The organism is Mycobacterium sp. PS03-16 (genome assembly GCF_004570325.1).
Taxonomy (GTDB): domain Bacteria; phylum Actinomycetota; class Actinomycetes; order Mycobacteriales; family Mycobacteriaceae; genus Mycobacterium.
Genome location: NZ_SPQO01000003.1, coordinates 293,728 through 306,090, shown reverse-complemented (window position 1 = coordinate 306,090; position 12,363 = coordinate 293,728). Strand labels below are relative to the sequence as shown.

The 12,363-nt window shown below is 69.9% G+C and carries 9 protein-coding genes; 2 read left to right on the top strand and 7 right to left on the bottom strand.

All coding sequences use genetic code 11. The features are described 5' to 3' along the window. The coding region (locus E4P42_RS04505) for an ATP-binding cassette domain-containing protein (protein ID WP_135123415.1) at positions 1-783 on the top strand (783 nt) is incomplete at its 5' end. Positions 784-794: 11 nt separating this feature from the next. Then, complete coding sequence (locus E4P42_RS04500) at positions 795-1,367, top strand: DUF4190 domain-containing protein (RefSeq protein WP_135123413.1); 573 nt, start codon at positions 795-797, stop codon at positions 1,365-1,367. 4 nt (positions 1,368-1,371) lie between these two features. On the opposite strand, the gene E4P42_RS04495 is transcribed toward E4P42_RS04500, so the two are convergent. From E4P42_RS04495 to E4P42_RS04465, 7 genes are all read right to left on the bottom strand, one after another. Continuing rightward, positions 1,372-2,235, bottom strand: a complete 864-nt coding sequence (locus E4P42_RS04495; protein ID WP_135123411.1) for an acyl-CoA thioesterase II — start codon at positions 2,233-2,235, stop codon at positions 1,372-1,374. 20 nt (positions 2,236-2,255) lie between these two features. Continuing rightward, the gene (gene pyk, locus E4P42_RS04490) at positions 2,256-3,674 is read right to left on the bottom strand and encodes a pyruvate kinase (RefSeq protein ID WP_135123409.1); all 1,419 of its coding nucleotides are present in this window, start codon (positions 3,672-3,674) and stop codon (positions 2,256-2,258) included. A gap of 41 nt (positions 3,675-3,715) precedes the next feature. Then, positions 3,716-5,224 carry a glutamate synthase subunit beta gene (locus E4P42_RS04485; RefSeq protein WP_135123407.1) on the bottom strand — a complete coding sequence of 503 codons (1,509 nt, stop codon included), beginning with the start codon at positions 5,222-5,224 and terminating at the stop codon, positions 3,716-3,718. Continuing rightward, complete coding sequence (gltB, locus tag E4P42_RS04480; RefSeq protein ID WP_135123405.1) at positions 5,217-9,773, bottom strand: glutamate synthase large subunit; 4,557 nt, start codon at positions 9,771-9,773, stop codon at positions 5,217-5,219. Before gltB ends, E4P42_RS04485 begins: the two co-directional genes overlap by 8 nt. A gap of 83 nt (positions 9,774-9,856) precedes the next feature. Next, positions 9,857-10,270 carry a DUF2752 domain-containing protein gene (locus E4P42_RS04475; RefSeq protein WP_135123403.1) on the bottom strand — a complete coding sequence of 138 codons (414 nt, stop codon included), beginning with the start codon at positions 10,268-10,270 and terminating at the stop codon, positions 9,857-9,859. Beyond that, positions 10,260-10,730: an NINE protein gene (locus E4P42_RS04470; protein WP_135123401.1), complete on the bottom strand. Its 471-nt coding sequence runs from the start codon at positions 10,728-10,730 to the stop codon at positions 10,260-10,262. The genes E4P42_RS04475 and E4P42_RS04470 overlap by 11 nt, the downstream gene beginning before the upstream one ends. Positions 10,731-10,801: 71 nt before the next feature. Beyond that, complete coding sequence (locus tag E4P42_RS04465) at positions 10,802-12,328, bottom strand: HNH endonuclease signature motif containing protein (RefSeq protein WP_135123399.1); 1,527 nt, start codon at positions 12,326-12,328, stop codon at positions 10,802-10,804. Positions 12,329-12,363 lie beyond the last annotated feature (35 nt).

Here is a 12,363-nt window from a genome sequence, read left to right as displayed (position 1 = left end):
GCCGCCGCCGCGCCCACCGCCGCGATGGGGGTCAGCGTACTCGGCGCGGCGGTGGCCGGAATCGCACTGGCCGGGTCGGTGGCGCCCACCACCGTCGCGATCCTCATGCTGCTGCCGCTGTCGGCGTTCGAGGCCACCACCGCGCTGCCCGCGGCGGCGGTCGCGCTGAGCCGGGCGCGCATCGCCGCGCGCCGCCTTGCCGACCTGGTCAGCCCGGAACCCCTCACCCGGCAGCGCCCCGCGGCCAAACCCGTTGCGCTGCATCCGGGAGACCGGCTCGCCGTCACCGGACCCAGCGGGTCCGGCAAAACCACGCTGCTGATGGCGATGGCGCGCAGCGACGACCAGACCTGCGGTGCGCGAGCGTTTTTCGCCGAGGACGCCCATCTTTTCTCGACCACCGTGCGGGACAACCTGCTCGTGGCGCGCGGCGATGCCACCGACGACGAGCTTCGGGCCGCGTTGCACCGCGTGGGGCTGGGCGACTGGCTGGACGGCCTGCCCGAGGGGCTGTCCACCGTGCTGACCGGTGGCGCCGCGGCGGTCTCCGCCGGGCAGCGCCGCCGTCTGCTGCTCGCCCGGGCGCTGGTCTCGACGTTCCCGGTGGTGCTGCTCGACGAGCCGACCGAACACCTCGACGCCGGCGACGCCGGCCGGCTGTTGAGCGAACTACTCACTCCCGGCGGCCTTTTCCCGGCCGACCGGACCGTCGTGGTGGCCACGCACCACCTTCCCGACGACGCCGCCGCCTGTCTGCGCCTCAATCTGGCCGCCAGCAGGTAACCTCGGCAACCATGACCGAGTCGGATAAACCCGAACAGTCCCCGTCGTCGCCGCCGCCACCGCCCCCGCCACCGAACCCGGCGCAGCCGGCGTACCCGCAGCAACAGCAGCCGTACCCGCAGCAGCAGCAGCCGTACCCGTACGGGGCCTACCCCGGGAGCTATCCGCCGCCGCCGCAGGGACCCTACCGTGGCGGCTATCCGGTGCAGCAGCAGCCGAAGAACGGGTTGGGCATCGCCTCGCTGATCGTCGCGATCGTCGGCCTGCTCTCGGTGTTCGGCGGCATCCTGTTCGGCGTCATCGCGGTGATCCTCGGTGTGATCGGCCGGGGCCGCGCCAAACGCGGCGAGGCGACCAACGGCGGCGTCGCGATGGCCGGCATCGTGCTCGGCGTGCTCGGCATCATCGTGTCGATCGTCGCGATCGTGCTGACCATCCAGTTCGCCCAGGATGTCGGCGCGGGCGACCTGTTCGACTGCCTGCAGCAGGCCGGCAACGACGTCGAGGCGCAGCAGGAGTGCCAGCAGCGGTTCGAGCAGAACCTCGAGGAGCAGTTCAGCGTCTCGCTGACGCCGTCACCGTAGGCGACTACCGGCCCGGGAAGTACTTCACGATCGCCTCCGACACGACGGTCGCCAGCAGCGTGCCGGAGCGGTCGAAGTAGTTCCCGGAGCCCAGCCCGCGGGACTCGGCGGCGGCCGGCGAGCGGGTGGCGTAGAGCACCCACTCGTCGAACCGCACCGGGCGGTGGAACCACACCGAGTGGTTCATCGTGACCGCGAAGATCCGGTCGTGCCCCCATGACAGTCCGTGGGTGGTGATGATCGAATCGAGCACGGTGGTGTCGGAGGAGTAGACCAGGGCCGCGGCGTGCAGCACCGGATCGTCGGGCATCGGCCCCTCGGTCTTGAGCCACACCCGGTTGTGCTCGAGACGTTCACCCTTGTCGCGCATCACCCAGGCCGGGTCGTTGGTGTAGCGCCACTCGATCGGCCGCAGTGCCTCGACGAAATGCGGGACGGTGTCCTCGTAGCCGCGCAGCAACTCGCCGATCTTCGGCAACCCCTCCGGGTCCGGCACGTCGGGCGCCGCGACCCCGTGTTCGAGGCCGCGGCCGCCGTTCATGAACGACACCAGGATCGTGGTCAGCAGCTCCTCGTCCTGGCACACGTCGACGCGCCGGTTGGCGAAGCGGCGTTCGTCGCGCAGGCGCGACACCCGGAACTCGAGGTCCCGCGCCGGATCACCGCCGGCGATGAAATGCGCGGACAGCGCGCTCGGCGCGATCCGCGCATCCACGGTGCGGGCCGCCGCGACGAACGCCTGCGCCATCATCTGGCCGCCGAACGTGCGCACCGGGTTCTTACTGGGATGCGCCCCGACGAAGGTGTCGTCGCCGGTGCGACGGAGGTCGAGGACCGCCAGCAGCTCGGCGAAGTCCGCTGCCGACAAAGGACCCTCCCTGACCGTTTCTAGACGTCGTCCTCCCCGATCCGGTGCACATGGATCAGATTGGTGGAGCCTACTGTGCCGGGCGGCGCCCCCGCGACGATGACCACCAGATCACCGCGCTTGTAGCGGCCCAGTTCGAGCAGCGACTTGTCGACCTGGCGGATCATGCCGTCGGTGGTGTCGATGTGCGGCACGATGAACGTCTCGGTGCCCCACGTCAGCGCCAGCTGGCTGCGCACCTCGGGCAGCGCGGTGAACGCCAGCACCGGCAGCGGCGTGTGCAGCCGCGCCAGCCGGCGAACGGTGTCCCCCGACTGGGTGAACGCGACCAGCGCCTTGGCGTCCAGCCGCTCGCCGATGTCACGGGCGGCATACGAGATGACGCCACGCTTGGTGCGCGGCACGTGCGTCAACGGCGGCACGACGACCGAGTTCTCCTCGACCGCGCAGATGATCCGCGCCATCGTCTTGACCGCCTCCAGCGGGAACTTGCCCACCGAGGTCTCCCCCGACAGCATCACCGCGTCGGCGCCGTCGAGCACGGCGTTGGCGACGTCGGAGGCCTCGGCGCGGGTGGGCCGCGAGTTCTCGATCATCGACTCCAGCATCTGGGTGGCGACGATGACGGGTTTGGCGTTCTCGCGAGCCATCTGGATGGCGCGCTTCTGCACCAGCGGGACCTCTTCGAGCGGCAGCTCGACACCGAGGTCACCGCGAGCCACCATGATCGCGTCGAACGCCAGCACGATGGCCTCGAGGTTGTCGATGGCCTCGGGCTTCTCCAGCTTCGCGATCACCGGCACCCGGCGACCGACGCGGTCCATCACCTCGTGGACCAGTTCGATGTCGGCGGGCGAGCGCACGAACGACAACGCGATCAGGTCGACCCCGAGGCGCACGGCGAATTCGAGGTCCTCGATGTCCTTCTCCGACAGCGCGGGTGCGGACACGTTCATGCCGGGCAACGACATGCCCTTGTTGTTGCTGACCGGACCGCCCTCGGTGACCTCGCAGATGACGTCGGTGCCCTCGATCTCGGTGACCACCAGCGCCACGTTGCCGTCGTCGACCAGGACGCGGTCACCGGTGCGGGCGTCCTCGGCGAGACGCTTGTAGGTGGTCGAGACCCGGTCGTGGGTGCCGTCACAGTCCTCGACCGTGATGCGGATGGTCTCACCGGTCGCCCAGTAGGTGGGGCCCGCGGCGAACCGGCCCAGCCGGATCTTCGGTCCCTGCAGGTCGGCGAGGATGCCGACGGCGTGTCCGGTGGAGTCGGACGCGGCGCGCACGCGCTTGTAGTTGGCTTCATGGTCCGAGTGGTCACCGTGGCTGAAGTTCAGCCGGGCGACATCCATCCCTGACTCGACCAGGGCTCTGACCGCCTCGTCGGTGGCTGTGGCCGGACCGAGGGTACAGACGATTTTTCCGCGTCTACTCACGTTGCCTCATTCTAGTCGTTAATCGATTCAGACAACGCCTTCTAAACGACGGCCAGCGGCAGCGCGCCCGGCCGCACGGGGGCGGGCAGATCGGACTCCCCCATCAGGTAGGCGTCGACCGCGTGCGCGGCGCTGCGGCCCTCGGCAATCGCCCACACGATCAGCGACGCACCGCGGTGAGCGTCCCCGCACACGAACACCCCCGGCGCGTCGGTTTGCCAGTCGCTGCCGCACGGCAGTGCGCCGCGCCGGTTGAGCGTCAAGCCGAGGCCGTCGAGCAGCGGCATGTGTTCCACCCCGTCGAAGCCGATGGCCAGCAGGGCCAGATCGCAGGGGATCTCCAGCGGCTGGCCGACCGGGGTGATGCGGCGCCGGCCCTCGGCATCCCGCTCGACGTTGACCTCGGCGATCTCCATGCCCCGGAGGTTGCCGTGCTCGTCGCCGAGGAAGCGCTGCACGGCCACCTCGTAGCGGCGGTGCCCGCCCTCGGCGTGCGCCGGGGACAGCCGGGTCCGCAGCACCAGCGGCCACGTCGGCCACGGGCTGCGGGTGTCGTCGCGGACCTCGGGCGGTTCCGGGTTGTAGTCCAGTTGGGTGACCGAAGCCGCCCCCTGCCGATGGGCGGTGCCCAGGCAGTCCGCGCCGGTGTCGCCGCCGCCGATGATCACCACGTGCTTACCGCGCGCCGACAGCGACGACGGCCCGTCGCCTTCGCACTCCCGGTTCGCCGGCACGAGGTGCTCCATCGCCAGGTGCACGCCGCGCAGGTCGCGGCCCGGGACGTCGTTGTCTCGACCGCGCAGCGCGCCGACCGCCAGCACCACCGCGTCGTGGCGGGCCCGCAGCTGCTCCACGGTCAGGTCGACCCCGACCTCGCATTCGGTGACGAAGCGGGTGCCTTCGGCCCGCATCTGCGCCAGGCGCTGATCGAGGGTCTTCTTCTCGAGCTTGTATTCGGGGATGCCGTACCGCATGAGGCCGCCGACGCGGTCGTCGCGCTCGTAGACGGTGACGTCGTGCCCGGCGCGGGTCAGCTGCTGGGCCGCCGCGAGCCCCGCGGGCCCGGAGCCGACCACCGCGACGTGCTTGCCGGTGCGGATCGACGCGGGCTGCGGTTCCACGAGGCCCAGCGCCCACGCCTGGTCGGCGATCGTGTTCTCGATCCGCTTGATCGTCACGCTGCCGCCGGTGTGGTCCTCGCTGATCGACAGCACGCAGGCCGCCTCGCACGGCGCCGGGCACAGCCGCCCGGTGAACTCCGGGAAGTTGTTGGTGGCGTGCAGGCGTTCGCTGGCGGCGTCCCAGCGGCCGCGGCGCACCAGGTCGTTCCACTCGGGGATCAGGTTGCCCAGCGGGCAGCCGGCGGATCCGGAGTGGCAGAACGGTATTCCGCAGTCCATGCAGCGGCGCGCCTGCTGGGAGACCTCCGCGGCCCGCTCGGACAGGTTCTGCTGTTCGTAGACCTCGCGCCAGTCGCCGACGCGTTCGTCGACGGGCCGTTTGGTCGCCTCGACCTTCGGCACATGCAAGAATCCGGTCGGATCAGCCACGGCTGGCCTCCATGATCGCGGTGTCGACGTCGCGACCCTCGGCCTTGGCCATTCGGGTGGCCTGCAGGACGCGCTGGTAGTCGGTGGGCATGACCTTGGTGAACTGTGCGCTGCGCCGCGGCCAGTCCGACAGCACCGAGGTGGCCACCGTGCTGCCGGTGAGGCGGGCGTGCCGGGCCACCACCTCGTGCAGCCACGCCAGGTCCTCGGGTTCGAGGCGCTGCAATTCGACCATCGCGGGGTTGACCTTGGCCGGGTTGAGTCCGAGCACGTAGGCGATGCCGCCGCTCATCCCGGCGGCCATGTTGCGGCCGGTCTTGCCGAGCACCACGACGCGGCCGCCGGTCATGTACTCACAGGCGTGGTCGCCGACGCCCTCCACGACGGCCAGCGCCCCGGAGTTGCGGGCGCAGAACCGCTCCCCGGCCAGGCCGCGCAGGAACACCTCACCCGACGTGGCGCCGTAGAGCAGCGTGTTGCCGGCGATGACGTTGTCCTCGGGCAGAAACAGCACGTCGTCGTCGGGCCGGACGATGATGCGTCCCCCCGAGAGACCCTTGCCGACATAGTCGTTGGCGTCGCCGACGAGATCGATGGTGATGCCCGGCGGCAGGAATGCGCCGATCGACTGGCCGGCGGAGCCGGTGAGTTGGATGCGGATGGTGTCGTCGGGCAGACCGGCGGCGCCGTAGCGGCGGGTGACCTCGGCGCCCAGCAGCGTGCCGACGGTGCGGTTGACGTTGCGGATCGGCAGTTGCAGCGTGACCGGGTGGGCGTCCTCGAGCGCGCCCTCGGCGAGTTGGATCAGCGTCTGGTCGAGCGCCTGGTCCAGCGCGTGGTACTGGTCTTTGAGTTTGCGCCGCTGCGGTTCGCCGCCGTGCGCGTCGGTGGGCACGGTGAAGATCGGGGACAGATCGAGCCCCCGGCTCTTCCAGTGGTCGATGCCTGCGGCGGTGTCGAGCAGTTCGGCGTGCCCGACGGCCTCGTCGATGCCGCGAAAACCCAGTGCGGCGAGGTGGCGACGGATGTCCTCGGCGACGAACCGGAAGTAGTTCTCCACGAACTCCGGCTTGCCGTTGAACCGCGCCCGCAGTTCCGGGTTCTGGGTGGCGACGCCCACCGGGCAGGTGTCGAGGTGACAGACCCGCATCATGATGCAGCCCGCGACCACCAGCGGAGCGGTGGCGAACCCGAATTCCTCGGCGCCGAGCAGCATCGCGACCACCACGTCGCGCGCGGTGCGCATCCCGCCGTCGCACTGCACGGTGATGCGGTCCCGAAGACCGTTGAGCACCAGCGTCTGCTGGGCATCGGCCAGGCCGATCTCCCACGGTGCGCCGGCGTGTTTGAGGCTGGTCAGCGGTGCGGCGCCGGTCCCGCCGTCGTTCCCGGAGATCAGCACCACGTCGGCGTGCGCCTTGGACACCCCGGCCGCCACGGTGCCGACACCGACACTGGAGACCAGTTTGACGTGGATGCGCGCCCGGTCATTGGCGTTCTTCAGGTCGTGGATCAGCTGCGCGAGATCCTCGATCGAGTAGATGTCGTGGTGCGGCGGCGGTGAGATCAGCCCGACGCCCGGCGTGGAGTGCCGCGTCTTGGCGATGTTCGGGTACACCTTGTAGCCCGGAAGCTGCCCGCCCTCACCGGGTTTCGCGCCCTGGGCCATCTTGATCTGGATGTCGCTGGCGTTGACCAGGTAGTCGCTGGTCACGCCGAACCGACCGCTGGCGACCTGTTTGACCGCGCTGCGCCGCTGGGGATCGTAGAGCCGGTCGACGTCCTCGCCGCCTTCGCCGCTGTTGGACCGGCCGCCGAGGTTGTTCATCGCGATGGCCATGGTCTCGTGGGCCTCGGCGCTGATCGACCCGTAGCTCATCGCGCCGGTGTTGAAGCGGGTGAGGATCGCCTCGACCGGTTCCACCTCGTCGAGCGGCACCGGTTCGCGCACGCCCGTCTTCAGCTCGAACAGTCCGCGCAGGGTGCCGCCGTCGCGGGAGAGCCGGTCGACTTCGTCGGAGTACTGCCGGAACACGTCGTAGCGGCCCGTGCGAGTCGAATGCTGCAGCAGGAACACCACTTCGGGGGTGAACAGGTGCAGTTCACCCTCGCGGCGGAACGCGTACTCCCCGCCCACCTCGAGGCGCCGGTGCACCCGCTCGGTCGGGTTCTCCGGGTAGGCCCTGCGGTGGCGCAGTTTGACCTCCTCCGCGATGACGTCGAGGCCGATGCCGCCGATCTGCGTCGGGGTGCCGGTGAAGTACTCGTCGATCACCGATCTGTCGATGCCGACGGCTTCGAAGGCCTGCGCGGCGGTGTAGGAGGCGACGGTGGAGATGCCCATCTTACTCATCACCTTCGTCACCCCCTTACCGAGCGCCTTGAGGTAGTTACGCACGGCCGCAGCAGATTCGATGCCGGTGAGTTCGCCTTCGCGGATCAGGTCCTCGATCGACTCGAACGCCAGGTACGGGTTCACCGCGGCGGCGCCGAATCCGATCAGCATCGCGATGTGGTGGACCTCGCGGGCGTCGCCGGATTCCACGACCAGGCCGACCGTGGTGCGCTCTTTGGTGCGCACCAGATGGTGGTGGACCGCCGACACCGCGAGCAGGGACGGGATCGGCGCACGGGTGTGGTCGGAATCGCGGTCGGAGATGACCAGCGTGCGCGCCCCCCGCTCGATGGCCTCGCAGGCACGGGTGCGCAGGTCCTCGAGCGCCTCGGCCAGGCCCTCGCCGCCGCGTTCGACGTCGTAGAGCGCCTTGAGCACGGTGGTGCGCAGGCCCGGGTGTTCGCCGTCGTCGTTGATGTGGACGATCTTGTTGAGCTCGTCGTTGTCCAGAACCGGCCACTTGAGCAGGATCTGGCGGCACGACGCCGCGGTCGGCTCGAGCAGGTTCTGCTCGGGACCCATGACGCGGGACATGCTGGTGACGACCTCTTCGCGGATGGCGTCCAGCGGCGGATTGGTCACCTGGGCGAACAGTTCGACGAAGTAGTCGTACAGCGAGCGGGACCGCTCGGACAGGACGGCCGTCGGGGTGTCGGTGCCCATGGAGCCGAGCGGTTCGGCGCCGGAGGCCGCCATCGGGGTGAGCAGGATCCGCAGTTCCTCTTCGGTGTAGCCGAACGAGATCTGCCGCCGCACCACCGACTCGTGGTTGGGCTGCACCCGCACCCGGTCGGGCAGCGTGGCCAGTTCGAGCAGTCCGGAGTGCAGCCACTCGCCGTAGGCCTCGGCCCGGGACAGCTCGAGCTTGATGTCGTCGTCGCTGACGACGCGGCCGGCCGCGGTGTCGATCAGCAGCATCTTGCCCGGCTGCAGCCGACCCTTGGCGACGATCTCCGAGGACGGCACGTCGAGCACCCCGGCCTCGCTGGCGAGGATCAGTCGGTCGTCGATGGTGCGCCACCAGCGCCCGGGCCGTAATCCGTTGCGGTCCAGCACCGCTCCGACGAGCGTGCCGTCGGTGAACGTGACACAGGCGGGACCGTCCCACGGTTCCATCAGGGAGGCGTGAAACTGCCAGAACGCGCGCTCGTCGGCGTCCATCGAGGTGTTGTTCTCCCACGCCTCGGGGATCATCATCAGCACCGCGTGCGGCAGGCTGCGGCCGCCGAGGTGCAGTAGTTCGAGGACCTCGTCGAAGCTGGCGGAGTCCGACGCCTCGGGCGTGCAGATCGGTGAGAGGCGGCTGAGGTCGCCGGGGATGTTGGCGCTCGCCAGCATGGCTTCACGGGCGTGCATGCGGTTGCGGTTGCCGCGCACGGTGTTGATCTCGCCGTTGTGGGCGATCATCCGGAACGGGTGCGCCAGCGGCCACGACGGGAACGTGTTGGTAGAGAACCGGCTGTGCACGATGGCGATCGCACTGCGGCACCGTTCGTCGCGCAGATCGGCGAAGAACAGCGGGATCTGGACGGTGGTCAGCATGCCCTTGTAGGCGATGGTGCGGCTCGACAGCGACGGGAAGTAGACGTCGGCCGTGGCTTCGGCACGTTTGCGCAGCGGGTAGACGCGGCGGTCGAGGTCGATGCCCGCGGGGCGAGTGTTGTCGTGTTCCGGTGCGGCGACGAACAATTGGGCCATGTAGGGCATGCAACTGAGTGCCGTGTGGCCGACGTCGGCGCCGTCGGGATCGACCGGGAGGGCGCGCCAGCCGAGCACCTCGAGGTTCTCCTCGGCGGCGATGGCCTCGACGCGGCGGACCGCCTCCTTGCGGTCCTGCGGATCCTGCGGCAGGAAGCAGATGCCGGCGGCGTAGGTGTTGCATCCGTCGGCGGTCGGCTGCGGCAGATCAAAGTCGACGACCGCCTCGAAGAGTTCGACGGGCAGTTGCAGGAGGATGCCTGCGCCGTCACCGCTGTTGGTCTCGGCGCCGGCCGCGCCGCGGTGGTCGAGGTGTTCGAGCGCGACGAGGCCGTCGGCGACGATGGAGTGTGACCGCCGGCCCTGGATGTCGGTGATCATGGCGACGCCGCACGGGTCTTTCTCGTGCTCGGGATCGTAGAGTCCCTGCGCCTGGGGTAAAGCCGAGAAGAGCATCGAAGTGCACCTCCGCAGTCCGGATTTCGCATGAGCGGGACTGCGGCGGCCCGAAGGTCCAGTGTATCAGCGTGGGGCGGTCGTCACCCGTCGAGAAGCGTCGGGACCAGCGGGAATCCGGGCAGATTGCGCACCACCGTCCAGCTGATCATGGCGACGGCGAGGACGATGATGGCCGTCGGCGGCATCACGGATTTGCGCTGCCGGCGGCGCGCGACGATCCAGGCCGCCAGCAGCGGCAGCCCGACGAGGAGGAAGACGTTGTCGGTGACGGCGGCCGCGATGTCGCCGTGGAGGAGGTCATGGGTCATCCGCAGGCCCCCGCAACCCGGGCAGTCCCAACCGGTCACCATTTTGAAAGGACAGGGTGGGAACAGGAAGCCCGGGCGGTGGGGGTCGGCGAAGCCGATGTAGGCCAGGGCGCCGGCGATCACGGCGCCGGTGCCGAACGCGACGTAGCGGTTCGGGTAGGTGCGTGGCGTGGTGTCAGGTCCCATCGCGCAGCGGCAGACCGTTTTGGTCGCGCACCTTGTCGGTGAAGATCAGCACCGCGTCGACGATGCCCCAGATCACCGCGCCGATACCGCAGGTGACGAGTCCGACCACCAGCTGGGCGACGCCCAAGCCGACCTGCCCGAGGTACATGCGGCCGACGCCGACCAAGCCGATCAGGCCGAGGAGCTGAAGGAGGCCTGCGACGAGCTTCGACTTGTCCGAGTACGGCTCCCCCGTCATCGGATGCCTGCCGTAGGGCGCCGAGGGGTCGTAGAACTGCTGCGGGTAGCCGCCCTGTTGACCGAAGGCGCCCTGCTGGCCGTAGCCACCTTGCTGCGTGTAGGGCGGCGGGTAGCCACCCTGCTGCGGGTAGGCACCTTGCTGTGAATAGTCCGCGCCGGGCGGCGGCGGAGGCGGCGGGGTGCCGTCGGGCGTATTACCGAACTGCGAGGGGTCGGTCATGGCAAACAGCATGCCAGAACCCCACTGCGGCAGTAAGGGTGGAAAACCCGAAAGATCGGGGTTGTGCGCCGTCAGAAGGGTGGTGGGTCGTCGCCCGGATCGGCTGGTGGGGTGGGTTGGAAGTAGGGGTGGATGCGTTGCCGGCGCTGGATGCGGGCTTGGTGGTTGTGGGCGCGTTCGGCGGCGATGGCTGCGGCGCGGTGTTCGGCGCGGGTGCGGCGGCGTTGCGGGGCTTTGGCCATGCGGTCAGCACCGGGGTCACGCTTGTCCGCTGAGGCACGGCGGGTCGCGGGCGCGGTGGGCGCGCACAGGGTGGGGAAAATCAGGGCGGAGCCGGGGGTGGTGAGGTAGGTGTCCCCGGCCGGCGACGTCCAGATGACGGTGCCGTCGGGCAGTTGTTGGTCGGCCCAGCCGCCGAACGTCTTGAGCAGGTGATGGCCCCGGCACAGGCATTTCAGGTTGGCGGCCTGGGTGGGCCCACCGGCGGCGTGCGGGATGGTGTGGTCGATATCGGTGGTGGTGGCGGGCCGATCGCAGCCCGGGAACCGGCACGTCAAATCCCGGCAGCGAACGAACTCGGCCAGCGCGGTGCTGGGTGTGTATCCGGCTTCGGGCGGGGCGTCGCCAGGGAACACGACGGGGCGGATGGTGGCGTGGGCGGCGAGGTCGGCCACCATCTCCGGTGGCAGCAACCCGTCCGCCCCCACCAGCACCCCCATCCCCGCCGCCGGATCGGCAGGCGGGGCAGCGCGCCCACCGCCGCTACCGGTGACGGCGGAATCGGTGATGAGGTGCAGCACCACCGGCGGTGCGGCGCCCGCGTCGCGGGCGGGGCAGTCGGGGCGTTGGCAGTGGCAGGCCATCCGATCGGCGCCGAGGGTCATCGCCGCCATCGCATCGGCGCGGCGCTGCTCGAGGGTGCGTGGATCGCGGTCGCACACCGTGCCCGCCAGGGCGGTGAGCCGATCCAACCAGGCGTGCGCGGTGGGTGAGGCCACCATGCCGCCGAACAGGCTCATCCCGCCGAGCTGATCGCTGACCCAGACTTCGCGTTTGTCGGCGTAACTCTTGCGGCGCCGCACCCCATCGGGGTCCAGGCGGCCCACGACCCGATCGACGTAGGTGAGTAGCGCCCGATACGACATCCCGGTCAACCGGGCCGCCGCGGCGGCCAGTTGGGCGTCGATGCGGGCCAACACCCCCAGATCGACCACCAACCCGGTGCGATGCACCAGCGTCTCGACCACGCGCTCGGTGATGTCGCCCGCGGCGAACACCGCCGCCACCAGCGGCAGGCGGTCGCGCAGGTCTTTGGCCAAACCGACCTGCGCCGACGCCGCGAGGTGGGTGATGTTCAACGCGGCGGCGACTTCGGCGGCCACCGCGCTCACCGTGTCCACCACATGACCTTCGGCGTCAGGGCCGGCGGTGGCGGAGCGGAGGGCGAACAGGTCGGCGATCGCGGTCAACCGGGCCGCGGCCTCACGATTCTCGCGCCGCGCGGCGGCCGCGATCTGCTCGACCAGCGCCGCCGATTCCGGCGTCACCGCCGGGCAGCGTCGCTCGAACCCCAAGTCGAGAGGACCCTGACCGAACATACTTTCGATACTAAACCCACCCACCGACACGCCAA